Annotated in this window: 21 protein-coding genes, 2 pseudogenes and 1 CRISPR repeat array; of the genes and pseudogenes, 10 read left to right on the top strand and 13 right to left on the bottom strand. The window is 49.5% G+C overall.

Annotation, left to right across the window (positions count from 1 at the left end):
* Window positions 1–5: 5 nt before the first annotated feature.
* The gene (locus DPO_RS15195) at window positions 6–1121 is read right to left on the bottom strand and encodes an MBL fold metallo-hydrolase (RefSeq protein WP_006966975.1); all 1116 of its coding nucleotides are present in this window, start codon (window positions 1119–1121) and stop codon (window positions 6–8) included.
* A 136-nt stretch (window positions 1122–1257) separates the two neighbouring features.
* On the opposite strand from DPO_RS15195, the gene DPO_RS15190 reads away from it, so the two are divergent.
* From DPO_RS15190 to DPO_RS15150, 9 genes are all read left to right on the top strand, one after another.
* On the top strand, window positions 1258–2208 hold the full coding sequence (locus DPO_RS15190; protein WP_006966974.1) for a YbgA family protein: 951 nt from the start codon (window positions 1258–1260) through the stop codon (window positions 2206–2208).
* 17 nt (window positions 2209–2225) lie between these two features.
* A complete protein-coding gene (locus DPO_RS15185) occupies window positions 2226–3086 on the top strand; it encodes an EamA family transporter (protein ID WP_006966973.1) in 861 nt (286 codons plus the stop codon).
* Window positions 3087–3410: 324 nt separating this feature from the next.
* Window positions 3411–4412: an extracellular solute-binding protein gene (locus DPO_RS15180; protein ID WP_006966971.1), complete on the top strand. Its 1002-nt coding sequence runs from the start codon at window positions 3411–3413 to the stop codon at window positions 4410–4412.
* A complete protein-coding gene (locus DPO_RS15175; RefSeq protein WP_006966966.1) occupies window positions 4409–6049 on the top strand; it encodes an ABC transporter permease in 1641 nt (546 codons plus the stop codon). The genes DPO_RS15180 and DPO_RS15175 overlap by 4 nt, the downstream gene beginning before the upstream one ends.
* A complete protein-coding gene (locus DPO_RS15170; RefSeq protein WP_006966965.1) occupies window positions 6033–7076 on the top strand; it encodes an ABC transporter ATP-binding protein in 1044 nt (347 codons plus the stop codon). The genes DPO_RS15175 and DPO_RS15170 overlap by 17 nt, the downstream gene beginning before the upstream one ends.
* On the top strand, window positions 7048–7518 hold the full coding sequence (locus DPO_RS15165) for a DUF2318 domain-containing protein (RefSeq protein WP_006966964.1): 471 nt from the start codon (window positions 7048–7050) through the stop codon (window positions 7516–7518). Before DPO_RS15170 ends, DPO_RS15165 begins: the two co-directional genes overlap by 29 nt.
* A gap of 12 nt (window positions 7519–7530) precedes the next feature.
* Window positions 7531–7974: a hypothetical protein gene (locus DPO_RS15160; protein ID WP_006966963.1), complete on the top strand. Its 444-nt coding sequence runs from the start codon at window positions 7531–7533 to the stop codon at window positions 7972–7974.
* Window positions 7961–9118, top strand: a complete 1158-nt coding sequence (locus DPO_RS15155; protein WP_006966962.1) for an ABC transporter permease — start codon at window positions 7961–7963, stop codon at window positions 9116–9118. The genes DPO_RS15160 and DPO_RS15155 overlap by 14 nt, the downstream gene beginning before the upstream one ends.
* A 132-nt stretch (window positions 9119–9250) precedes the next feature.
* A complete protein-coding gene (locus DPO_RS15150; RefSeq protein WP_006966961.1) occupies window positions 9251–10018 on the top strand; it encodes an ABC transporter ATP-binding protein in 768 nt (255 codons plus the stop codon).
* 8 nt (window positions 10019–10026) lie between these two features.
* On the opposite strand, the gene DPO_RS15145 is transcribed toward DPO_RS15150, so the two are convergent.
* From DPO_RS15145 to DPO_RS26760, 12 genes and pseudogenes are all read right to left on the bottom strand, one after another.
* The gene (locus tag DPO_RS15145; RefSeq protein WP_006966960.1) at window positions 10027–11208 is read right to left on the bottom strand and encodes an ATP-binding protein; all 1182 of its coding nucleotides are present in this window, start codon (window positions 11206–11208) and stop codon (window positions 10027–10029) included.
* Window positions 11209–12312: 1104 nt separating this feature from the next.
* Window positions 12313–13275: direct repeats of the CRISPR family, unit length 32 nt; unit sequence GTTTCAATCCACGCTCCCGCATGGGGAGCGAC.
* 226 nt (window positions 13276–13501) lie between these two features.
* Window positions 13502–13795 (bottom strand): CRISPR-associated endonuclease Cas2, encoded by a 294-nt coding sequence (gene cas2, locus DPO_RS15130; RefSeq protein ID WP_328284773.1) that lies wholly within the window; start codon window positions 13793–13795, stop codon window positions 13502–13504.
* Between the two features lie 9 nt (window positions 13796–13804).
* Window positions 13805–14836 carry a type I-C CRISPR-associated endonuclease Cas1c gene (gene cas1c / locus DPO_RS15125; RefSeq protein ID WP_006966958.1) on the bottom strand — a complete coding sequence of 344 codons (1032 nt, stop codon included), beginning with the start codon at window positions 14834–14836 and terminating at the stop codon, window positions 13805–13807.
* The gene (gene cas4, locus DPO_RS15120) at window positions 14837–15505 is read right to left on the bottom strand and encodes a CRISPR-associated protein Cas4 (protein ID WP_006966957.1); all 669 of its coding nucleotides are present in this window, start codon (window positions 15503–15505) and stop codon (window positions 14837–14839) included. It lies immediately after the preceding gene.
* On the bottom strand, window positions 15502–16317 hold the full coding sequence (locus DPO_RS15115; RefSeq protein WP_006966956.1) for a Fic family protein: 816 nt from the start codon (window positions 16315–16317) through the stop codon (window positions 15502–15504). Before DPO_RS15115 ends, cas4 begins: the two co-directional genes overlap by 4 nt.
* A gap of 31 nt (window positions 16318–16348) precedes the next feature.
* Complete coding sequence (gene cas7c, locus DPO_RS15110) at window positions 16349–17212, bottom strand: type I-C CRISPR-associated protein Cas7/Csd2 (RefSeq protein WP_006966955.1); 864 nt, start codon at window positions 17210–17212, stop codon at window positions 16349–16351.
* Window positions 17205–18938 (bottom strand): type I-C CRISPR-associated protein Cas8c/Csd1, encoded by a 1734-nt coding sequence (gene cas8c, locus DPO_RS15105; RefSeq protein ID WP_006966954.1) that lies wholly within the window; start codon window positions 18936–18938, stop codon window positions 17205–17207. The genes cas7c and cas8c overlap by 8 nt, the downstream gene beginning before the upstream one ends.
* The gene (cas5c, locus tag DPO_RS15100; RefSeq protein WP_006966953.1) at window positions 18935–19570 is read right to left on the bottom strand and encodes a type I-C CRISPR-associated protein Cas5c; all 636 of its coding nucleotides are present in this window, start codon (window positions 19568–19570) and stop codon (window positions 18935–18937) included. The genes cas8c and cas5c overlap by 4 nt, the downstream gene beginning before the upstream one ends.
* Window positions 19571–19585: 15 nt before the next feature.
* Window positions 19586–21208 (bottom strand): CRISPR-associated helicase Cas3', encoded by a 1623-nt coding sequence (gene cas3 / locus DPO_RS15095; RefSeq protein ID WP_407637416.1) that lies wholly within the window; start codon window positions 21206–21208, stop codon window positions 19586–19588.
* Between the two features lie 21 nt (window positions 21209–21229).
* Window positions 21230–21766 (bottom strand): annotated as a pseudogene (locus tag DPO_RS26585) (CRISPR-associated endonuclease Cas3''); the annotation flags it as partial.
* Between the two features lie 70 nt (window positions 21767–21836).
* A complete protein-coding gene (locus DPO_RS15090) occupies window positions 21837–22973 on the bottom strand; it encodes a helix-turn-helix domain-containing protein (RefSeq protein WP_006966951.1) in 1137 nt (378 codons plus the stop codon).
* Window positions 22974–23395: 422 nt separating this feature from the next.
* Complete coding sequence (locus tag DPO_RS26760; RefSeq protein ID WP_407637415.1) at window positions 23396–23629, bottom strand: type II toxin-antitoxin system RelE/ParE family toxin; 234 nt, start codon at window positions 23627–23629, stop codon at window positions 23396–23398.
* A gap of 119 nt (window positions 23630–23748) precedes the next feature.
* On the opposite strand from DPO_RS26760, the pseudogene DPO_RS15085 reads away from it, so the two are divergent.
* Window positions 23749–24458 (top strand): annotated as a pseudogene (locus DPO_RS15085) (IS1634 family transposase); the annotation flags it as partial.

The following is a 24458-nucleotide window of genomic DNA, read 5'->3' as shown; positions in this document are numbered from 1 at the left end:
GATTCTCAATCCATGGCAAGAATCTGACCGATATCCATGATCTTGAACCGCGAAGCATCCACCTGGTTTTCCGCGATATACCGGGCCAGGTCCAGGCCGGGGTAGCCGGCCGGCTCATCTCCTAAATGAAACGTCCCCCACTGGGTGGGAACGAAATATTTCGCACCCAGTTCTTCAAACCCCCGGACTGCTTCAGAAATATTCATGTGGTTGTAGGCCATGAACCACCGGGGATGATAGGCCGTGGTGGCCATGAAGGCATAGTCGATGCCGGGGAACTTTCGCCCGAACTCTTCAAATCCCTTGAAATATCCCGTATCTCCGCCGAAATACAGGGTGACGTCCGGGGTGATCAGCAGCCAGGACGCCCACAGGGTCTTGTTTCTGCCCTGGGTGATGCGCTGGGACCAGTGCTGGACGGGCAGACAGATCAGCCGCACTCCGGCGCCCAGGTCCTGCTCCTCCCACCAGTCCATTTCCCGGACATCGGTTTTGTTCATCTTTTCCACCGGACGTTTCAGCCCCAGGGGCACAAACACCCGGGCATCCGGCGGCAGCTGCTTCATGGTGGCCCGATCCAGATGATCGTAGTGGTTGTGGGTGATCAGGATATTCACTTCCGGCACCAGGCGGGTGAGCGCTTCAATGGTCAGGGCCGGCGGCGTGACCCGGGCCGGCACCAGGGCCCGTTTAGAGAACATCGGGTCCGTGAGCCAGTATGTATCATTGACCCGCACCAGAAAGGTGTTGTGCCCGACCCAGAGGATAAAATCGCCCTTTGTCTGTGCCAGGCGCTCTGCCGTGTCCGGCAGCACGGCCGGCAGAAACGCCTGTTCCTCTTGCGTGTACGAGGTGGATGACGTGAGTTTCCACCACGCCACATCCAGGAAGCTCTTGTCCGGCATGGGCATCCAGGGAGCGAAAAACCGCCCGTCCTCAGCCACATGGGGGGCATACAGATCCGATATCCGGGTCTGGGCCACCTGCTCTTCCCACAAGGCTTCAGTAAATGTCTGTTTCTCTTTGGGCGTACAGGCAAACATCCCCCCTGCCAGCAGCAGCAACCCGGACATCACCAGCGCCCGGCCCGGAAACCCGCCCTTGTTTTTCCTGGATCTCATGAAAATAACTGCTCCCTTTTAAAAAGAGGTTTCAATCTTTCACAGAACCTATATATTGAAGCAGGCAAAGTCAATCTGATTTGTTCCGGGCGATATGCATCGGTTCACTTCAATTTAAACCAGGAGGATGTCTATTATGTTGTCACCCATAAAAATCGGTATCAGCTCCTGCCTGATGGGCAACCCTGTCCGGTATGACGGGGGCCACAGCCATGACCGGTTTCTCACACAGACCCTGGGGCTGTTCTGCGAGTATGTGCCCGTGTGCCCGGAAGTGGAATGCGGCATGTCCACACCCCGAAATTCCCTGCGCCTGGAAGGGGATCCGGACAATCCCCGGCTGATCACAAGGAAAACCGGTGAGGACCACACGCAGCAGATGCAGACCTGGATCGAAAAAAAACTGCCGGACCTGGAAAAAGAAAACCTGTGCGGGTTCATTTTCAAGAGCAAATCCCCCAGCAGCGGGCTTTACCGGATCAAGGTGTATGGAGAAGGCGGCAAAATAAAAAACAACGGGGTCGGACTGTTTGCCCGGGCATTCACCCAGCGGTTTCCCCGGATTCCCGTGGAAGAGGCGGGCCGGCTCAATGACCCCAAACTGCGGGAAAATTTCATTGAAAACATCTTCACCCTCCAGCGATGGCGCCGGTTCCTGGAAGACCGCCCCACCCTGGGCAAACTGGTGGCCTTTCACACGGACAACAAGCTGCTGATCCTGTCCCACAGCCAGGAGATCTACCGGGAGATGGGCAAACGGGTGGCCGGCGGCAAACAGCAGGACTTCAATGAACTGCTGGATACCTATGAAGGACTGCTGCTCAAGGCCCTGAATCTGATGACCACCCTCAAAAAAAACATCAATGTGCTCCAGCATGCCATGGGGTTTTTCAAAAACGATCTGACCCCGTCGGAAAAACAGGAACTGCTGACCAGCTTTGACCACTACCGGGACGGGTATGTGCCTTTGATTGTCCCTTTGACTTTGATCAAACACTATGTATTGAAATATGACCATCCCTGGCTCAAAACCCAGACCTATCTCAATCCCCATCCGTTTGAACTGAAGCTGAGAAATTATTTTTGAACTGGATCTGAATCACTATGCAAGGTTTTTTGTTTCTGCTTCTGACCATCCTTTTTTCCAGCGGGGTGGCGTTGAGCATGAAGGCCGGAAACAAACCGACAGTCAATCTGTGGCAGTTTCTGGCCGTCAACTATGTGGTATGCACGGCCGGGCTCATCGCCTGGGGGGCCTGGAAAACCCTGGGGGACAACTCCCTGTTCATCTGGTTTCTGGGCATATTCACCGGGGTCATGTATGTGCTGTGCCTGTGGCTTTTCAACAAAGCCATCCGAGCGGAAGGCCTGGCATTGTCCACCACCATGATGCGCCTGTCCTCAGCCATTCCCACCCTGGGCTCCCTGATTTTTTTCAGCGAAACCACGGGATTTTTCCAGGCACTGGGGATCGCTCTGGCTTTCCTGTGCCTGCCGCTTGCCAGCCGGGAACCCATCCGTTTCAGACGTTCACAAAGAAACACCGCCCATGGCATCCTCTGGGGCCTGCTGCTTTTCGGCGCATACGGCATCACGGATTTTGTCTTTAAAATTCAGGCGGAACTGGCACCCCGGGCAGATTCCAAAGCGTTTCTGGCCACCATTTTCGGCACGGCCCTGATCCTCACCCTGCCCCGGCTCAAAGGCCTGAAACGGCCCGGCAGAGACTGCCTGATCTGGGGCACGGCTTTGGGAACCACCAATGTCCTGGCCACTTATTTCTGGGTCCTGGCCCTGTCCCACCTGCCCGGGGCCATTGCCTATCCCACACTGGGCTTAGGCGTGATCGCCGTCACCACCCTGATCAGCCTGGTTTTCTGGAAAGAGACGCTGAGACCGGCCAACTACCTGTTCCTGGCCATGGCCTGTGTGGCGATTTTTCTGATCAATGCGGGCGGGGCCTGATTTTCTGCCTCACCCCCTGCTGCACGAATCCCTGAAATCGATGTCAACTTTTGTCATCGGTTCTGTCCTTTATGTGTGGTTACAATAACGAAGTTCACTCTGTCTCCGCATAAACAGGACAAGGATTAACAAAAAGAAAAAAACCGGGGAACCAGGACATATTTTCCCGCGTCGCAAAGCAATTTCTGCAAGACCTGTTCACAAAAATCGACGAATTGTTCGGCTGGGCTAATTTATTTATTGACAGCTGCCTCTTTTTTCTTTAAATAGAGATCCAATTGCCACATCGTGGTACTAAATTAAATTTAAAGGAGCGTTATATTCATGACAAAAATAGTTACAGCACTTTTATTTCTGTTCATTTTCTTTTCCGGCCAGGCCGTCGCGGCCCCGGATGAACTGGTAGTGTACAGCGCCAGAAAGGAACATCTGGTCAAGGATCTGTTTGAAAAGTATGAAAAAGAGCAGGGGATCAAAATCACCTATATCACAGGCAAGGCCCCGGTGATGCTCCAGCGGATTCTTTCCGAAAAAGAAAACACGGCAGCAGACATCCTGTTGACTGTGGATGCGGGCAACCTCTGGCATGCGGCGCAAAAAGAGATCCTGGTTCCGGTCACATCCCCGGTGCTGGACCGAAATATCCCGGATCATTACAAAGATCCTGACAACCGCTGGTTCGGGTTGTCCGTTAGAGCCAGGACCATTGTCTACAATACGGACCGGGTGAAAAAAGAAGATCTGAGCACTTATGAAGCCCTGGCCGGCGAAGACTGGAAGGGCCGTCTTCTGCTGAGAACTTCCAAAAAAGTTTACAACCAGTCCCTGGTGGCCATGCTCATCGCGACCCTGGGGGAAGACAGAACCCGGTCGATAGTGTCGGGGTGGGTAAGCAACCTTGCCGCCCCCCCCTATTCCAGCGATACCAAGGTACTGGAGGCAATTGCGGCAGGTCAGGGAGATGCCGCAATTGTAAACACCTACTATTACGGCCGCCTCATGAAACAAAATCCGGATCTTCCCCTGGGCATTTTCTGGGCCGATCAGTCAGATAACGGGGTTCACGTGAACGTATCCGGTGCCGGGATTGTCAAATATTCCAAAAAGATCGATCAGGCTGTCCGGTTTCTGGAATGGCTCTCTGAAAAAGACGCACAGAAAATATTTGCCGACGCAAACATGGAATACCCCGTGAACCAGACCGTGCTTCCCCACGCAGATGTCCGTAAATGGGGAGCGTTCAAGCCCAGCACGGCCAACCTTGCCAGGGCAGGTGAACTCCAGGCCCGGGCCGTCAAACTCATGGACATTGAAGGGTATAAATGATTTCATCCATCAAATATCAGGGCGGCTTCATCGTTTCGTCGGGTATTGCCGCCATCTCCCTGTCGCCGGTGCTGTTTATCCTGGCCTCGGGAATGAATGCCGACCCTGACATCTGGTCTCATTTAAAGCAGTATGTGCTGCCCGGGCTTTTGAAAAATACTGCCATCCTGGTGGCCGGGGTTGTTTCAGTCACTGCCGCTTTAGGAATTTCCCTGGCATGGCTGACCTCATTTTATGAGTTTTGGGGCCGGCGCCTGTTTGAAAAATGGCTGATTTTTCCCCTGGCGATACCCACCTATGTGATGGCGTTTATCTATACCGGGCTGCTGGATTATTCCGGGCCGGTTCAAACCGCTGTCAGGGAGTACGCCCCGGAGCTTGCCGGACTGTTTCCTGAAATCAGATCCGGCGGCGGGGCCATCATGGTCATCTCTCTGGCCATTTTTCCCTATGTGTTTCTGATGGCCTCATCCGGATTCCGGTCCATGGGCCGTTCCATGGTCGAGGCGTCCCAGTCTCTGGGGGGCGGGCGGATGTTTACCCTGTTCCGCGTCACCCTGCCCATGGCCAGACCGTGGATTTTCGGCGGACTGATCCTGGTTTTCATGGAAACCCTGGCGGATTTCGGTGCAGTGTCCGTGTTCAACTACGACACGTTTACCACGGGCATATACAAAGCCTGGTACGGCTTGTTTTCCGTCAATGCCGCGGCCCAGCTGGCATCCATCCTGGTGGTGATGGTCCTGGTGATTGTTGCCGCGGAATCCTGGCTGCGCCGCAAACAAAAGTTCTTCAACCGGGGCGGACACCAGCCGGTCTCAAGAAAACGACTGAACGGTACAGGTCATTTCCTGGCATCGGCTTTCTGCAGCACGGTGCTGCTGGTATCGTTCGTCATACCGGCGGTTCAACTGCTGATCTGGACGGCAAAAGCATTTGCCGTTGAATTCGGGGCCCACTATATCCATCTGGTTGCCAACACCTTTTTTCTGGGACTGATGGGGACGGCCGTGACCCTTGCCGTGGCCGTGAGCCTGTCCTATTCAGGACGGCGCAGGGCCGATCTGAAAACCGGGATCGCTGCCAAACTCTCTTTGTCCGGGTACGCACTGCCCGGAACCGTTCTTGCCGTGGGCATCATTCACGTGGTGGCATGGCTGGACAGCCGCGTGACCGGAACCATGGACATGCTGGGGATTCAACTGCAGGGCGCGCTTCTCCAGGGCAGCCTGATCCTGCTTCCCCTGTGCTACATGATCCGGTTTCTGACGGTGGGTTACAACCCGGTTTCCAGTCATATGACCCGGCTGACCCCATCTATTGACGAAGCGGCGCGCCTGATGAAAGTCACCGGCCCGGCCCTGCTGTCAAAGATTCACCTGCCCCTGATCCGAAAAGGTATGGTGACCGGCGGCATCCTGGTGCTGGTGGAAATTTTCAAGGAGATGCCAGTGACACTGATGCTCAGGCCGTTCGGATGGGACACCCTGGCCGTGAAAATTTTTGAGCTGACCTCGGAAGGGGAATGGGAACGCGCGGCCCTCCCGGCGGTAACCCTGGTGCTGGCCGGCATGATCCCGGTCGGTTTTCTCACTTTTATCGGAAGGAGCAAAAAACAACATGTGCCTGAAGGTTGATCAAATCCATAAAACACACAACCGGAAACTCATCGTTGCCGAAGATATCTCTTTTGTCGTTGAAAAAGGAGAACTGGGCGCGCTTCTAGGCCCGAGCGGGTGCGGCAAGACCACGCTGCTGCGCATGATCGCAGGATTTGAAACCCCGGACCGGGGCAGGATTGCAATCAATGGGAAAACGGTATTTGACCATCGGACCAATGTCTGTCCGGAAAAAAGGGGCACGGGAATGGTGTTCCAGGACTATGCCCTGTTCCCCCATTTAACGGTCATGGAAAACATCGCCTTTGGCCCGGCCCTGAAAAACAGAAAAGACCTGCATCAGTTGATCGGCATCACCGGCCTGTCAGGGTCGGAAAACAGATACCCCCATGAGCTGTCCGGGGGACAGCAGCAGCGGGTGGCCCTGGCAAGGGCCCTTGCGCCCAGGCCGGGGCTCCTTTTGATGGACGAGCCGTTTTCAAATCTGGACATCTCCCTTCGGGAATCTCTGTCCGAAGAAGTGCGCTGTATCCTGAACGAATTCGGCACCACCGGGCTTCTGGTGACCCACAATCAGCATGAGGCATTTGCCATGGCGGATAAAATAGGTGTGATGAAACACGGAAAGCTTTGCCAGTGGGACTGCGCGGAACATCTGTATTACCATCCGGCCACAGAAGATGTGGCCGGATTTATCGGAGAAGGGTCTTTTATCCGGGCACAGGTCTGCCCTTCCGGCGGGCTGGTGACCCCTGTGGGCCGTCTTGAACCCGGTCACCCGGTCATGACTCATCACGCAGACACTCCCGCTGTTTTCATCCGGCCGGAAGACGTTGTGTTAGACCCTCAATCAGACTGCAGGCCCCTGCTGGTAAAATCCCATTTCAGAGGCCCGGGCCGTCGGCATATTTTTGAACTGGCATCCGGTGAGCAGATTGTCTGCACAGACCATTCCCGGATTCCCCTTGAACCGGGCAACCGGTATGGCATATCCATCAGCAAAAGGAGAAACAATCATGAAAATGACATATTATGCACTGTTTAGTTTACTGGCCGTTCTGCTCGTAACGGCTGCCGGCCCGGCCCAGGCATGGTTCGGCACGGGAAAATTCGAAAAAGTGAAACCAGAAAACGGGGTTGTGTCCCTGCCCCTGAAAGAGATCTCCGACGGCAAGGCCCATTATTACCGGGTCAAATCCGACAAGGGCATCATGGTAACATTTTTTGTGGTCAAAAGCCCTGACGGGGTGATCCGTGCTGCCGTGGATGCCTGCGATGTCTGCTACCGTTCGGGCAAAGGCTATGTTCAGGAAGGCGGCACCATGGTCTGTACCAACTGCGGCATGCGCTTTGCCACGGACCGCATCAATGAGGTGAAGGGCGGCTGCAACCCGGCCCCGCTGGCACGCACGGTCAACAATGATCAGCTCCTGATTGCCATGTCCGAGATCAACGCCAGCGCCTGGCTTTGCGAATTCAAGAAATAGGGAGGAGGGATCATGACCTGGGATCCGGAAAAATACCGGGAAAAAAGAGAAAAGGTGCTGGGAGTCAAAAAACGGGGGCTGTCTTTCGGCACCCTGACCTTCGCTGTCTCGTGCATAATTCTTGCGGGTCTGGTCTTTTTGTTTCTGCCCGGTCCGCTCTCCTACCTCAAGACCCGTCACCTGGACGATGCCATTTTTAAAATGGAACACCATCAGGCCTGGCCAAGATCCCTGGTGACCCAGGTGGCGGCCCTTCCCGGGGTGTCCGGCACGTCCCTGGACACCCATGACACCCGGCTGGTGGTGACCTTTGACCGCCGCAGCATCGACCCGGAGACCATTGAGGCCCTGTTCGCCCGGCACGGGCTGGATGCCACCCTGCTGAACCGGGAGAGCCATAGGCAGCGCATGGTCATCCTTGAATCGGAAAAGGAGCTGGAAAATGAAACTTTATAACATCTCTTTCAAAAATATCCGGCGGCGCAAGGCCAAAATGCTTTTTCTGGCCCTGGGCCTGATCATCGGCATTTCCACCATCGTCACCCTGCTGGCCATTACCGAAACCATGACCGTGGAGATCGAAGAGCGCCTCGACCAGTTCGGGGCAAACATCGTGATGGTGCCCAGAACCGAAGCTTTGTCACTGAATTACGGCGGCATCGATGTGGGCGGGGTCAACTATGAGGTCCGGGAATTCGACCAGGCCGATATCCCGAAAATCCGCACCATCAAAAATGCGAAAAATCTCGGGGTGGTGGCACCCAAGGTCCTGGGAGCGGCCGACATCGGCGGAAAACAGGTCCTACTCATGGGGGTGATATTTGACCAGGAACTGGCCCTGAAAACCTGGTGGCAGAAACACGGGGCTTTTCCGGAAAAAGCGGACCAGGTGCTGCTCGGGTCAACGGCGGCATCCGTGCTGGGTCTGGCGCCGGGTGACCCGATGGAAACAGGCGGCCGGGCCTTCCAGGTGTCCGGGGTGCTCATGCCCACGGGCGGGGCAGAAGACCATGCCGTGATTGCCGACATCACCGCGGCCCAGGCGGTTTTAGACAAACCGGGCAAGGTGTCCCTGGTCGAGATTGCCGCTTTCTGCCGGGGCTGCCCCATTACCGAACTCACCCTGCAGATTGCTGAAAAATTCCCTGATGCCCGGGTAACGGCCATGAAACAGGCCGTGATGTCCAAGATGCAGTCCATCGAGCTGTTCAAGTCGTTTTCGCTGGGGGTGTCGGTCCTGGTGGTGGGGGTCGGGGCGCTGCTGGTCATGGTCACCATGATGGGGTCTGTGAATGAACGGACCCGGGAGATCGGCATTTTCCGGGCCATCGGTTTCCGCCAGACCCACGTGATGCAGATTATTCTGCTGGAGGCCCTGGTTCTGGGAATTTTCGGAGGCATGGCCGGTGTGGCCCTGGGAAACATCGCCGCCTGGGGTATCACACCTCTGGTGGTGGAGGCGGGCGAGTTTGCCGGTGTCAACTTCCGGACCGGCGGTATCTGCCTGCTCATGGCAGCGGCCTTAAGCCTTCTGGCCAGCCTGTATCCCGCGGTCAAGGCCGGCCGGATGGACCCCAGCGATGCGCTGCGGGCCCTGTAACATGAACGCATCCCGGAAACCAGTCACTCCCCATGCCCTGGCGGACCCAACCCATCACGAAGCCCGTCCACCGCCACCGGCTTAACACTTAAAACTTAACACTTAAAACTTTTATATATAATGGAGCACCCCATGACAGACCATCTGATAGAAATACACGGCCTGAACAAGATGTATGACTCCGGCGGCACCGGTGTGGCCGCCATCGATCATATGGATTTTTTTATTGACGACGGGGAGTTTGTCTCCGTCACGGGACCGTCCGGTTCGGGCAAATCCACCCTCCTGTCCGTGATGGGCGGCATGAACCGCCCCACCCGGGGAACGGTGCGGGTGGACTCCCTGGATCTGTATGCGCTGACACCCGAGCAGCGGGCCGATTTCCGCAGCGAATACCTGGGATTTATCTTTCAGTCCTTTCAGCTGATTCCCTATCTGACCCTGCTGGAAAACGTGACGGTTCCCATGGCCGTCACAGGCCGCAAAACAAAGGAAAAGCGCGACATGGCCATGGCCGTGATCGAGCGGGTGGGCCTGGCGGATAAAGCCCTTCGCCTTCCCGACCAGCTTTCCGGCGGAGAGCAGGAACGGGTGGCCATTGCCAGGGCCATCGTGAACCGGCCCCCCATCATCCTGGCGGACGAGCCAACGGGCAACCTGGATTCCCGGACCGCCCTGGAGATCATGGCCTTGCTCCAGGAGTTGAATCGGGAGGGCCATACCATCATCATGGTCACCCACAACCGGGAAATGGAGCGCCATGCCACCCGGTCTGTCCGGGTCAGAGACGGCCGGATTGAAACGATCAGCATGGAAAAAATCGAAGATGATGAATTGAATACCACGGCCGATTCGCGTAAAGATCAGCCGGAACTCGAAATGAATCTGGATGACTTATAACGTGATGTTCACCCGCCACAGGTGTCAAAAATCTGGTTCAACAGATGGACAGGCACAATGGTGACATCGGTCCGCTGCTGTTTTTTTTCTCCGGCATAAACCAGGCCGCACCCGTTGGGAACATTTTCGGGAAAATTTCTGACCATATGGTTCAGGCCCTTGAAATAATCTCTTGTAATGGTCATCCCGGCCTTGATTTCGATTGGAAACAGATCGGTACCCGTGACACAGACAAGGTCCACCTCGTTTCCTTTGCGGTCCCTGTAAAAATACAGATTACTTTTTTTCCCCTGGTTGAACCGGTATTTCAAGGTTTCAGCCACAACCATGTTTTCAAACAGACTACCCCGGAGCGGGTCCCGTGATACCTGCCGGGGATTTTCAATGCCCAGCAGAAAAGCGGCCAGTCCTACATCAAAAAAATAGAGCTTCGGGGATTTGATCAGACGTTTGGTGATATTTCCATGATAGGGCTGAAGCAAAAAAATGATGTAACTTGCTTCGAGTATAGAAATCCAGTTGCCGGCCGTGGTGTGGGATACGCCGGTATCATTGGCAAGGCTGTTTAGATTGAGCAGCTGGCCGCACCGCCCGGCACATAACCGGACAAAGCGCTGAAACAGGTGCAGGTCTTTTATGGCAGCAAGCTGTCTGACATCCCGCTGGATATAGGTTTCAAAATAATCCCCCAGGGCCTGGACCGGATCCAGCTGCTTGTCCCAGATGCGGGGGTAAAATCCATGAAGGATCAGATGGTCCACCGGGGGCAGGGGCTCATCAGTCTGCAGCTCCGCCATGGAAAAAGGCAACAGTTTCAAAAGGGCGGTACGGCCGGCCAGTGACTGATTGACGGCATGGCTCACCTCAAACTGCTGGCTGCCGGTAAGGATAAAAAGGCCGTCACGAAGGTCGTCGTCCACCATTGGCTGGATATAGGAAACAAGATCCGGGACCCGCTGGATTTCATCTAAAACTGCCCCATCCGGATACTGGGAAAGAAACCCCCGCGGATCATCCGTGGCAAACTGACGGATATCCGGTGATTCCAGATTCGCATAGGGTTTGTCGGAAAACACCTTCCGGCACAGGGTTGTCTTCCCGCTCTGCCGGGGACCTGTGATGGTGATGACCGGGTATTTTTCTGACAAGGCGTGCAGTACCGGTTCGATGGCGCGATCGATCAGTGTCATACAAAAATCATTACCCCAAAAAAGTGCGGATTGCAAGTTCAACTTTCAATCCGCACCAAAAAATTTGAAAACAGAGGCGAACTTCCTGCAAAGGGTTTTTCTCACCCTGTTCTGGTACATAATTTGATTTTGGATTTATCCTGACCTTGGATGAGTGCGGCGGACCCAAACCTTTGGACAGTGAACCAAGCAAGTTAAGCTACCATATACCATATTCTGCACGGCGTGAGCAGAAAATTTTCAAATGCGAGAATGGGCCCTCAAATACCCGTTGGATTCCATAATGTCAATCCGTTATCCTGAAGATGCCCCACGGGATCATTTTTTGATGAAAAAACAGATTGAAGTGCCTTGAACCGGCCAAAATCTTCCGCTTTTACCACCCGGGGTTTTAAAACCAGAAAGCCTTGCCAGACGTGCTTTTACGTCACTTTCAAAACGGACAAAAACCGGTGTTTACTCAAAATGCCAATATTAACAAAATGGGTAAACAGCAACGCCCAATTTTTGTCTATTTTCACCTGTTTTTTATCAACCAGACCTTCTTACGCAATTTTAATTTTCTTGCTGGTTTTGGCAATATCTTTGACGGTCTTTCGTATCTTGATCCATTTTGCCATTGACGACTTCCTGTTTGTTTAATAATATTTGGGTTATGGAACCGGCACACGCAAAGGGGGCGAGGCCCCGCCAGGCCACTGTGTCGACACCGGAGTCGCCGCCGGGTCCGGTCATCGTCCCACTCTGGGATATTTAAGAACACTGGCCCTCAGCTTTCGGCACCCGTCACAGGCCGAAATACCGCTTTATAATGATTATGGGCACGTGATATGTGAGGGGGGGCCACCCCATCGTGCCACATATCACGTGCCGGGTTGTGAGCCGGCCCGGTTTCGCCCTATTCTATCTGGCATGAAACTTCACCCCGTTAATCAACTTGTCCGGATAATCAATTTTTTCCGGTCTGTCCACAAAGAACGCTGTCACGCCCCCCCATTCATGCAGATAATAATCAAATGCGGCAAATCCAGTGCTCTTATTTTCCGGGATGTCTGAAGGGGGGAGTGACATTCCGGAGTACAAACAGGCTTTCGTCCAATCTGCGTTTCAATCCACGCTCCCGCATGGGGAGCGACCCACGCCGAAGTGGTACTCTTACTCTGACGGCGAGTTTCAATCCACGCTCCCGCATGGGGAGCGACATCCGATCAGTACTGCACATCCAATGCTAAACACGTTTCAATCCACGCTCCCGCATGGGGAGCGACATGAGGATATCCAGCCTTGACCAGCAGATCAATCAGTTTCAATCCACGCTCCCGCATGGGGAGCGACCAATTCTACCCAGAGGCCCGATAACAGGACAGCAGGTTTCAATCCACGCTCCCGCATGGGGAGCGACAGGACTTTCAGAACCTCCTCCCCTTTCAATCCAAGTTTCAATCCACGCTCCCGCATGGGGAGCGACGTTCTTCAATTTCTCCCATTTGTGTCTCCTTGGTAGTTTCAATCCACGCTCCCGCATGGGGAGCGACACGAGCAGGCAGCGGAAATGGTGCCGGTGGCTGAGGGTTTCAATCCACGCTCCCGCATGGGGAGCGACAAATTCGGCCGGGCTAAATCCGGCAAGTATGGCAGTTTCAATCCACGCTCCCGCATGGGGAGCGACATATTTCTGGATCCCTTCGGGCGCTCGATGCTCAAGTTTCAATCCACGCTCCCGCATGGGGAGCGACCTTTTGCGGGCCATGGGCAATGTCGGAGACTCGCTTGTTTCAATCCACGCTCCCGCATGGGGAGCGACTATTTCACCTGGCCGAACATGGTCAGAAATTCTTGTTTCAATCCACGCTCCCGCATGGGGAGCGACGCAGGCCATTCACGCCCAGCGGCCCCCATGTCTGTTTCAATCCACGCTCCCGCATGGGGAGCGACAGGAAAAGAAATTCCGGTTGTATCGATCCTCGACGTTTCAATCCACGCTCCCGCATGGGGAGCGACGCTGATTCCATTCAACGTCTGAATTTTGCAAGACGTTTCAATCCACGCTCCCGCATGGGGAGCGACTGCTATTGTCATAACTATCTATTTTTACATCAAAACGAATTGTCAAAGAGCGATTTTGTTGTTTTAAGACCTGATTACCATCAATCAAAATGCACATCAAAAAATATTAGTTATTAAAACAAATAGTTATCCATATGCGAAACTAATTTTCCATTATTGATGATTTTGTCAGCAATAATGAAGAACAGCTTCAGACTGTTCAAAAACAACTACCGGTTCGCATTTTTTATAATATTAACAGGCCCTCCATATCAATTGCCGGCTTTGCTCCAATATGCTCAATTCGTCTCCGCCAGTTGGATCCCAGAAAATAGAACCTCAGACTGTCCAGTTCGTGATCGATTTCATCAATTAATTGCCGCCGCAGAACTGTCCACTGAGCAGGATCAACGATACATTCGAACACTGAATATTGGACCCGCTGGCCATAATTTGCACAAGCTTTGGACACACGCCTCAGTCTTTTCTGGCCGTTTTTTTCTATTGATACATCATAACTGATCAGAACCAGCAATATCACCTCCCGGTTTTATTTCCAGATAAAAGGGGGATATCCATCGATGTCTCCCCGAATAAATCTTGCCAGAAGCAATGCCTGGATAAAAAACAGATTCCCAATTTCAATTTTCTCATTCAAAAAATGATGAATCAGATACTCCTGTTTTCTTTTCTGATATATTTCGAGAATTTTTCGCCGGGTGTCATCATCCATGAAAACCGCACCAGATTCTTTGATTACAAACCCATCCGGATGAATCTGATTCCGATTAATCATTGAAAGCACAAGTCTATCTGCAAAAAATGGCCTGAACTCTTCCATCATATCAAGTGCCAGGCCCGGCCTCCCCGGCCGGTCCCGGTGCAGAAACCCCACCGCTGGATCGAGCCCTACCGTTTCAAGGGCCGATCGCACATCATGGACTAACAAAGTGTATACAAAAGATAGCAGACAATTGATCCTGTCAGTTGGAGGGCGCCGGTTTCTTCCGGTGAATGCAAATTCTCTTTTGTTCGAAAAAATCAATTCATCGAATACACTGAAATACTGGTGAGCCGCATCTCCTTCAATTCCCCGCAACCTGTCCAGATTCGGGTTTGGTATTTCTTTCCGGATATAAGAATAGAGCCTGGATGACACCTTTTTTATGGCTGCCCTGTCCAATTTATCACCATGATCCCTTATGGATCTTTCCAGCACAGTGCGGCTGTTTGCCAATTTCCCGGTAAGCACAAAACCCGCCATTTGTGCGGCCTTGTCTTTGCAGTCAGCCATGCGGAATTGTTTTCTTCGCAATAAAACATTGCCTGAGACCGGGCCTCGCACCATAGCCATAAATCGTCCATTTCGGGTCAAGAAGCTTATGGTCACATCATTTTCAGCACAAAATCCCATCAAAAAAGGGCTGCAAGTGACTACACCAAAACAGACAATTCCTGCCAAAGCGTGAATCGGAATCCGCATCTGAACCTTTTGCTCAACTCTGATGGCAACAGTTTCTCCTTCCTTGGACAAGTATGCGCCTTGAGTGGTGACAAAAAGGGTATTAAGGTGTTTTTTCATTCAACCCTGCTCTTCCTGGCATCCATCCATTTGAACGATCTGTTTCAGCCATGTACCAACCTTTCTTTTTTTTCCAATAGTTCTGGGCATGCATACAGAAAAAAAAGAACAAGTGTCGCATTTTTTTTCATACCGTGGCGGAGGAGTTACGCCAGAATTCATCATTTCATGAAACGCATCAGATGTCTTCTGGGTAATATTTCTGAGAGACAGATCAAACTTGACATCCAGACGGCGCCTGATTTTTCCATAGAACAAGGCACCTTGTTCCACCTGGATGTCAAGCATCTCTTCAAGACAGACGGCTTGCGCACAGAGCTGGACTTTATCGGAATCATCCTTTTTGGGTTTTCCCCGCTTATATTCCACAGGGAAAGGAATCCACCTGTTTTTAACCGTCGGGTCCAGATGAAATTCCACCACATCCGCCTTTCCCGTCAGGCCCAAGGCTCTTGATTTAAGGTTCAGCCCATATTCTATTCGTACTTTTCCTCTATCGACCTGATCGCCTCTGTCCACTCTTTCATGCATATCCCGGCCCTCTGCGGTAAATCTATTTTCGACCCATATTTGTTCCAGGTGAATCAAGGCACACTGTCTTTTGCAGAAAAGAAAATGCTGAAGTGCGGATAATTGAAAATATTCATTTTCGCTGTACTCGGCCTTCATTTTTCTTTGTCTCTTTCCCGCTGTTTCTGTTGGATATCTTTCACGATGCGAAGAGAGTCCTCCCAGGCCTGTTCACAGAAGTCAATAAATGGCTTTAACGTGTCAGGATTGGGCACCAATTCATCTCCAGCTTTTATCCGGCCGGTTTTAAAATGATATTCCGCCAAGATATCTATATACTGCTTTCGCTGCTGCCGTGGAATAATAATAGGCGGCAGTCCGGATTTGATCACAGGTAGATTGGCAACCAATCTTGCCAGACGGCCGTTTCCATCAAAAAAAGGATGAATCCGGACAAAAGAAGCATGTAATTTCACATAGGAAATCAATGCTCGATCTTTGTCTTCCGGAACCAGACAACGGTCCAGCTCCTGGTATTGATTAAACCAGGATTTCATCAGTGATGGAACATCTGTCGGTGACGCAAATTCGAACACCACCTGATTTTCGTCAACCACTCCCACAGTGGAGTTCGGTTCTTTTTTCCATCCTCCCACCGGTTTATAAACATCAAAAACCTGTTCTGTCTGAACCGCTTTGTGAAGTGCGAACAGTTCTTTTTCAGTAAAGGAAGTACTGCTTTGTATCAGGTCGTATATCAGATCAATGGCCCTGGCATGCCCTACCACTTCCTGATGATCTTTTAAAGGTTTGCCTCCTATGGTCAAACCTTCCCTCAATACAAAAGCAGTTTCACCCAGGGTCAGGGTATTTCCTTCTATAGCAGTGGATGTATGGGTCCACAGATCCCGCAACTGGGTCATCAGGGTTTTGGCGAGGTCATTGTCAAGGTGGCCGAAAAGCCTTTCCATTATTATATCCTCGTTGTGAAAAAAATTTTAGTTAAATTCTATCAAACAATTCCACACCGCCTGGCAAACCTTCTTTTTCAATATCCACTTGATAGTCACTGAATTTTCTTGCAGGCAATGATAAATTTTTCCGTTCTACTTTTATCAAATCAAAAAGTTTATGGGCAGGAGCATTTCCAAGTTCACTGTTGTGTTTGAAAATAAAAAGTTTTTGAGTCGCCATTTCTCCTCGTGAGGCGCTTCTGTCATGATCGAACATGTAAATCAAAGCATTCCAGAGCAGCTCAAGATCATCTTCAGTAAAGCCTGTCTGTCTTGCCAAAGGCGCAGAAACAAAGCCATGAGATCTGTACAGTCCATAGGGGACATAAGCCTTACGCCCCATTGTTCTATTGTCACCTCCTTGGCTATCAGCTTCTTTTTTTGTCTCTACAGCCATTCGGGTAATGCTTGCTTCCAAAGGAACTATGGGATCAATGCTCTCAGAAAAAGTAAATTGAACTGGTCCCCTAACTTGGCCACAATTGTTATCTTTAGTGGACATAACTGCACCAAAGGTGCGTACATCAAAAAAATTCTGGCACATCCATATCCGTGCCTTACTTATTTTTTCAGCCTTGGATTTCTCATCCTGGACGGAATCGTAAGCCGGTTTCCTGCGTTCAGCCAATACTGCCCGCTCTTTGACATAAATAACAAATGGACTTTTATTGTCTTTAACGAGTTCAACATAGTTACGAACCTTACGTTTTAGACACACATCGGTAGTAATCCCATGACCGGTTTCCGGATCAATTCGAGGTAAATTCCCTCCATCAGGATCTCCATTGGGGTTGCCGTTTTTTACATCAAATAACAAAACGAATTCATAACGGTTTGAAATAGGATCAGTCATTTTTTTCTCCTTGATCTTTTTGAGTTTGCTTGTCTTTTTTATTTTTAACCGCTTCTTTCATCTCACGATCCATGGCATTTTTCTGATGATAGTATGCTATGGCAAATACACCCTGATTCTGCAGGTCCATATGTGAAGGAAAATTATCAATATGCTCCATTATTTCTGAAATGCGCTGATCTGATTTGTACCCGTACTCTGATTTTTCAATATGATGTTGAGACAGGCGTAAAAGACGAGGAAAGACACTGGCAGGGGTTGCAGAAGCAGCACTGAAAAATCGGTCTTTTATGGTCGTATTAATTTTTCCCAACGCATCTTTTTGAGCTTTTTCCAGTACGGCAAACAATCTCCCAAGCAGGTATGCCACGTCTTTTCTTTCGGTATCCAAACTCATGGGAATCTCCTTTTTATAGTTTCGTTGTAAAACCGCTTTTATAATTGAAGCTTTCAGATAATTTATCTTACGATCAACCCGGACACGCCCCAGAACACTTTGAAAAAAGCCCTGTGGATAGTTTGCACCAGTAAGAATAGACCGGGTCAATGCCCCGCTCAGCACGGGTGAAATATTCTTTGTCTCTCTCGCCGTTTCTTTCAACAAGTGCCAGATTCCAGGATATTGGATATCGTCTTCAGAACTTAATTCCATTTCAAGGTCAGAAAAATGGGCTTGAAGCTTTTTGATCAAATCGCCCACTGTACAGACAAACCAGAACCTGAGGGCCAGTCTGGCTTTGTTTAAAGACAGCCCCAGAATAAAGAATTTCAAATTTTCTTCACTTTGCAAATCATTGGGTAATACCCCTTTCTTAACCCCTCCCAGAAACATCTTTACTTGATTAGCAGCTGCCTGGTCCTCCCAAGATGGATTCAATATCTGACCAAAAATCTTTTCAATTGATGATTTCCGCTCTGCCCAGAAAACCACGGTCGCATCCCCGATCCGCATCCGCTGTGTTTTGCTGCGAAACAAAAATTTTAAAGCAGCTGAGGATTTAAATTCTGCTGCCACTGATATGGGTGCATTCTCTCCCCTTTTTTTGCTGTACGATTCATACGCCACTTCATTAAAAGAAACCAGCGAAGCGCCTGAACCGAATTTGAACTGAGCGAATTGATGTTGAATATTATGTTCTTTTCCATCAATAAAACTGACGCCTTTAGGATATTCTTCTTTGGTAATAAAATCAGTCCATCTTTTTTTGACCTCATCGCGCTCATGAATAAACCCTGGATCTCCTTGAAGCCGGAAAGCAATCCATTTTCCATGTGTGCCGCACATCTCATTCCAATATTTTAGCCGGGGTGAATCATCAGGGTTCCATGTTTCACAGAACGCTTTTACAGCTAAAATTCCTTCATCAGATGAATTATCACAAACCTCTTGAACTCGCTTAAAAAAGGAACAATGGTGCCCTTTTTTTTCAGACTTACCTGACATACCAAAAATATAATCCGCCTTGTCCACCATGAAATTCGGGGTTTCAACTGCACCTTTTCCGGAACGAACATTGACCTTGTTTGAATATGGTACCATGGAAGTGTGATATTGATATGTATCCGCCTTGATTTGCTGCCTCAAATCTTGTGGGTCACCAACAAGTTTTCCTTTTTTGTCGATAATGACCATAAATCCAATATCTTCAAAGCTGAAGCCATAAGGTGGGACCTTGTCAGTATCCGACAACCTGTCATACAAGGATATTAACGAATGAAAAATCATGACACCACCTCCTTTCGACAGTCAATCACCCCATTTTTCATGACAGCCCGGAAAAATTGAGCCGTCATATCGTTACTGAAATCAATGTCATGCAACATAAACCCGAAATCCTGCTCCCCGCTGAAAGGTGATGCCGGTATATGTGTACACCACTCAAAATTTACCGGAAACTCCCGGCAGCCGAAATATGGCCGGTGGAAGCATTGGCCTTTTTTGACACGCCGCTCAAATATGGCCAAAAACTTTCCCGGATCTCCTTTTTCTTTTCCTGTCAATTCAAAATGAGCTTCAAGCACGTAATCCACATTGCGTAAAACCATGGAAGATCTTTGCTGCCGGATGTCTGAATCATCAGAATAAATGCATAATTCTTTGCTACCCCGCATATCAGTACTGGACACAGATGTTTTTTTTGCGATTTCATTACGCCTGATATTCTCAAAACAAATGGGGTTCAGCACGTGTATCCGGTCAACAATCCATCGAATTGCGGGTTTCCAAAAAATTGCTTCCAGAATACCCCTGGCAGCAGATGGTGTCATTACATCATATGATACCCTTTCAACTTTCATTTCCGGGCGTGTAAATAACGCATAATCCCCCCAAACTCTCAATTTAATTCCATAACCCATAATTCCCTCCTGATTTTATCCAAAAAATGCATTTCCTCTGGGCGGATCGCACTTCAATCCTGTTTTTCTTTCATAAAGCAAATCTGAACGCAGCACCCATACTCCAGAGATGGGATTTTCCAACCAATCCTTTATTGCGTCCAGCTGATATGGATATATCTGAACACAATACTGTTGAAGTTTTCTGAGAACCCTTCCCGGATATTTTTCAAGTGGTAGAAGGTCTGTGAGCTTTCTCGCCTCATCTTCAAGAGCAATGACAATCGGAACAGTCGGTGAATCGATCATTTTAAATTCTGAAATTTCTTTGAACGGTATATCCAAAGATTGGGCCATACCGCATTTTTCCAATATTGCTTTCCGATCCATATGCTGCTCATTTTTCCAAAAAAAATCCAAAAAATATTCATTCACACATTCCGGTGAAGTCAGTTTCAAATCAAATCTTTCAAAAAGCTTCTCTGCAGATTGGGCTGCCTTGCGGAAAAACATTTGATTAGGGGCTTCAGTCACATCAAAAATATAAACTTTCTGTGGCTGATCATGCAATCCATTTCGATTACATCGCCCGGCAGCCTGAGCGATACTGTCAATCCCTGCTACACTTCTGAAGACACAAGGAAAATCAATGTCAACACCTGCCTCAATCAGCTGAGTACTGATTACTCGACAAGGCATTTTCTTTGATGGATCAAGTAAGGATTTGATTTTTTCGAACATTTTTGTCCGATGTGCCGGATACATCAAGGCACTTAAATGAAAATTTTCATTAGATTCCGGCAGGGCGTTGTATATGTCAAGTGCCTGTTGGCGGGTATTTACTATACACAAAACCTGCTTATATCCGCTAAGCCTACCTGCTATTTCCTGAACACTGAGTTGTCCGATATATGTTTCTTCAGTTCTTTTAAGCTTAGAAAAAAGATCGGGGATATTTTGAATTATTTCTTTGACATCTTTCAGGCCTGATTTAAAGGATTCAGAAAAATGAATGGCAGGTTGTGTTGCGGTGCATAATACTGAGGTGACATTGTAATTCAATGATAATTCTCTGATGACCTCAAGGCAGGGCTTCAGGTTCTCAACCGGGATCGCCTGGACTTCATCAAAAATGATGATGCTATTGGCCACATTGTGCAGTTTTCGACATTTTGACGGTTTGTTTGCATAAAACGAATCAAAAAATTGTACGTTCGTTGTCACAATAACCGGTGCATCCCAATTCTCAGATGCCAGTTTGGTTTTCCAATCTCCCTCGTCTACTGAAAAATTGCAGTGATGTTCGAGAACACTATCGTTTCCGACCATGCCGCGAAACACTTTGGCATTTTGTTCAATAATGCTGGTAAAAGGGATCACATAAATAATTCGCTGCTTATCAAATTTTTGAGCGTGATTTAAAGCAAATGCCAAAGAAGCCAGCGTTTTTCCTCCTCCAGTCGGAACTGTCAAAGAAAAAATTCCCGGATTTTCCTCTGCCGCTGCCAAACAGTCCCTGAGAACATTTTCCCGCTGCCTGTTTACCAATAGTTTTAAATCAGCTGTATTCCGGAGTGTTTTGAAATTTAGCCAAAATTTTTGAGAAATCTTATCGAGGGATGCATATTGAGATCTCCAGACTGCCTTGTTTCCATCGATCGATTCCTCAGTATCAAGGAAATCAGCGTCTACCAGACAGGAAAATAACATTCTTGTAAAAAATTGAAACTGAAATCCCAAACGAGATTGGTCAAAAACCAATGGACATGATCCGGGAAGCTTAGGGATGGAATATGCAACATCCACTTTTGGATATTGCTGCGATAACCGATCTTTCAAGGCTGATGCTGACGTGTCGCTCCAGTTCGGCAACCCCCCGTGATGCCCTGCCACACAATAAGACAAAAGTTTTCCGGTGTCTTTAGAAAGATTATATAGTACCTGTGCACCTGTAAACGCATGGGATGGATGCCCTTCAAAATATTTGCAAAATTCATCAACAACTCCGGTCACATGACGGAGATAGGCTTGCCAAGAGCAACTTCCCTTACCAAGATCATGAATTTTTCCAATCGTTTCAGCCCATTCCTTGCCGTCAAAACAATCGGCAAACCTGCCTGCTCTTTTGGCTACATTGTCCAAATGTGTATCAAGAAGCTGCCAATCTGACGTATCTTTTGAATCTGTTGAATGCGCATAAAATTGTTTCATTTTATTCTCCGCATTACCTTTTGCCGATTATGTGATTTAATCAATCTAACTCAATTAGCCTTTCGGGGTTCTGGTTTCAAATGCTAAGAAACCGATATTTTACAGTTATTTTGTGAATATTTTTCACTTCACATTGAGCATCTTTTATGGTTTCCGCCGTCAGCAGCAGATCAAAAAACCGGCCGTTGGGGGTGAGGCAGCGGCGGGAGGCATCCGGTTCTATGGGGCCGTTGGCAGCGTAAAAATCTTTTATTTGGGTATCAAGGGTATTTCTGGTGGGGCCGGAGATCAGATCCAGCTCGTGGAGCCGGTAGAGAAAGGTCTGGGCAGACACACCGAACCGGTGTTTGATACGAAGGAGCAGGTCCCAGGACCAGGCATCTTTGGATACGCCCAGCTGGCCGACCGTGGCGCGCACGGCAGGTTCGGGCATCAGAAAGGTGGAAGCAAAGCGTCCGGCGGCACGGGCCGGGTTGATGGGCCGGCCGGCATCATCTTCGGATGGGGGGAACAAAGGGGTTTTCCGGCGGTTCATCTGGTTGGACACCAGGATGCTGCCCAGTTCTCTGGCAAGGGAGAACAGCTGTTTTTCCGTATTGTTCCGGGCGTTGATAAAAAAGAAGGCATTGTGAAATGCGGGTTCGTAAAATGAGACGGATTCCATTGAGGCAGCGCCCCGGGGAAAGGGAAAAAGGATGACCCGCAGGCCCGCGTTTTCAAACAGCTCAAGATAGTCAAACACCACGGCATCGCCCGTGGCCAGATAAGTGCGCATCCGGGCCGCCAGCGTTTCCATGCCCGGATAGTCGGGGTCAAACGGGATGGACAGAGGAACGGTGGCATGTTTGGGCACCCGGCAGATATCTTCCAGAGCATGGAACGCGGCCATGATCTCCCGGCAGGCATTCATGAGGGCTGCGGCAAGGGGGGCCGGTTCCGGATCCAGTGAAATGAAACAGGTATCCGTAGTTTCCGTGGTTGCCACGGGGGCCTGGTGGATGGGATCCGGGGAGAACAGGGTGTCCACGGGCACATTGAAAGCCGTGGACAGTTGATAGATCACCATGGCTGACGGCAGATTGATGCCTCTTTCGATGCGGCCCAGGGCCACTTTGTGAATATCGATGCGGGAAGACAGATCTTCCAGGGTCCAGTTTCTGGACCGTCTTAGAAATCGAATGTTTCTGCCTATGAAAGAGAGATCAGCAGTCATGATGGATTAAAAAACCATATAGATTTTTTATTGTCAAGAAATATTGTTTATTTGGTAATAAAAAAATGAAATCATATCAAGATGACTGTTTTGGTTGAGCTGGCCGGGCTTTGTCATTTCCGAAAACCCAGGGCCTCTGCATTGTCCTTGATGATATTTCCACTGGTTGATTCAATCAATTTGTTTTCCCCTCACATGCAACTATTCGAAATTATAGAATAGTTGCCTTCGGCTGATTCACTTCTCTTTCATACCCATTTTTCAAAGGGCTGATAATCAGTGGACACTTCTGCTTTCGGATGAATTTCTGGAAAAGAAAAGAGGACTTTCGTTTTTTAAAGTTGTTCGAGCGAATGCGATTGTTAAGGCTTTTTTTCAGGATTCTGTCTATTGTCAAAAACCGAATGAAGAACTATTTCATTTTATTCGACTGTATAAAACACAGTAAATGGAAATCGTCTAACCACACAACCTCTGAAGTTTAGATAATGAATTCTGTACATTGCATAATTTTCAATGATTGATTTTACAGCGATTTCGACACAATCCAAAAAATCAAAACCCAGTCCCCGTCTTTGCCTTTCATACCATGCAAATGCGAGGTCCAAATCATCCATAGCTCTGTCTGTATAACCTGAAAATCGTACAAAGCGCACACCTTAAATAGAAAACACAACGCCAAACGTTCTAATTATTTGAAAATCCATGCTTTTCCTTTGACTTTTTAACGTGTTTGTATTATATTTATACGAACACTTTAAAAGGGGGTTTTTGCATGGCTAAACCAATAACAGGAAAAACTCACGTCGGTGAACGGCGTGAAAAGCGTCCGAATGGGGATATTTACGTCTATGAACGGGTTACAGCCTACGACGAAAAAACCAGAAAGACCTATACGGTCAGTCAGAAACTCAAAGGGAAAATCAAGGCTGGAACACAAAAAATTTTGCCGACTCGTCCGAAAAAACATAAAGGCGAAGGAGGCCTTGTCGATGCAACACGTCGGCATACCGGCCTCACGGACATACTGGAATGGGTTGGCAAGGTTTCCGGCATTGATAATGATGTATGTGCTTCATTCAGCGAGGGTGATGCGGCAAAGATACTTTCTATCGCGCGCTACTGGATTGGTTCCGGTGGCAACACGCTGCCACGTCTTGAGAGTTGGCAGGTGATGCACCCCCTTCCATATCGCGAAGCGATCACTGAGGACGTCTATGGTAGCCTGTTTAAGGATATTGGTCGCAATGAGGAAGGCGTTCAGCGCTATTTTTCAGCTCGGGCGGCACACTTGGGGAAGTCTCCTATGCTGGCGTTTGACTCTACCACTATTTCGACCTATTCTGAAAATCAGTCGGAGGCACGACAGGGATTCAACAAGGATGGCGACGGACTCAACACCATCAAGCTTTTGACCTTATATTCCGTCAAGGCTGGCGAACCGATAGCCTTCTCTAAGCAACCCGGTAATATTCCGGATGTGAT

Source organism: Desulfotignum phosphitoxidans DSM 13687 (genome assembly GCF_000350545.1).
Lineage (GTDB): Bacteria > Desulfobacterota > Desulfobacteria > Desulfobacterales > Desulfobacteraceae > Desulfotignum > Desulfotignum phosphitoxidans.
This window is presented reverse-complemented; position numbering and strand designations above follow the sequence as displayed.

Excerpts from the sequence above, each read along its gene's own strand:
- DPO_RS15155 (WP_006966962.1), top strand. The coding sequence starts at position 7,961 with ATGAAACTTTATAACATCTCTTTCAAAAATATCCGGCGGCGCAAGGCC.
- DPO_RS15170 (WP_006966965.1), top strand. The coding sequence starts at position 6,033 with ATGTGCCTGAAGGTTGATCAAATCCATAAAACACACAACCGGAAACTC.
- DPO_RS15190 (WP_006966974.1), top strand. The coding sequence starts at position 1,258 with ATGTTGTCACCCATAAAAATCGGTATCAGCTCCTGCCTGATGGGCAAC.
- DPO_RS15165 (WP_006966964.1), top strand. The coding sequence starts at position 7,048 with ATGAAAATGACATATTATGCACTGTTTAGTTTACTGGCCGTTCTGCTC.
- DPO_RS15180 (WP_006966971.1), top strand. The coding sequence starts at position 3,411 with ATGACAAAAATAGTTACAGCACTTTTATTTCTGTTCATTTTCTTTTCC.
- cas8c (WP_006966954.1), bottom strand. The coding sequence starts at position 18,938 with ATGATTTTTCATTCGTTAATATCCTTGTATGACAGGTTGTCGGATACT.
- DPO_RS15150 (WP_006966961.1), top strand. The coding sequence starts at position 9,251 with ATGACAGACCATCTGATAGAAATACACGGCCTGAACAAGATGTATGAC.
- DPO_RS15185 (WP_006966973.1), top strand. The coding sequence starts at position 2,226 with ATGCAAGGTTTTTTGTTTCTGCTTCTGACCATCCTTTTTTCCAGCGGG.
- cas7c (WP_006966955.1), bottom strand. The coding sequence starts at position 17,212 with ATGACTGATCCTATTTCAAACCGTTATGAATTCGTTTTGTTATTTGAT.
- DPO_RS15160 (WP_006966963.1), top strand. The coding sequence starts at position 7,531 with ATGACCTGGGATCCGGAAAAATACCGGGAAAAAAGAGAAAAGGTGCTG.
- DPO_RS15175 (WP_006966966.1), top strand. The coding sequence starts at position 4,409 with ATGATTTCATCCATCAAATATCAGGGCGGCTTCATCGTTTCGTCGGGT.
- DPO_RS15115 (WP_006966956.1), bottom strand. The coding sequence starts at position 16,317 with ATGGAAAGGCTTTTCGGCCACCTTGACAATGACCTCGCCAAAACCCTG.
- cas5c (WP_006966953.1), bottom strand. The coding sequence starts at position 19,570 with ATGGGTTATGGAATTAAATTGAGAGTTTGGGGGGATTATGCGTTATTT.
- cas1c (WP_006966958.1), bottom strand. The coding sequence starts at position 14,836 with ATGAAAAAACACCTTAATACCCTTTTTGTCACCACTCAAGGCGCATAC.
- DPO_RS15145 (WP_006966960.1), bottom strand. The coding sequence starts at position 11,208 with ATGACACTGATCGATCGCGCCATCGAACCGGTACTGCACGCCTTGTCA.
- DPO_RS15195 (WP_006966975.1), bottom strand. The coding sequence starts at position 1,121 with ATGAGATCCAGGAAAAACAAGGGCGGGTTTCCGGGCCGGGCGCTGGTG.
- cas4 (WP_006966957.1), bottom strand. The coding sequence starts at position 15,505 with ATGAAGGCCGAGTACAGCGAAAATGAATATTTTCAATTATCCGCACTT.
- DPO_RS15090 (WP_006966951.1), bottom strand. The coding sequence starts at position 22,973 with ATGACTGCTGATCTCTCTTTCATAGGCAGAAACATTCGATTTCTAAGA.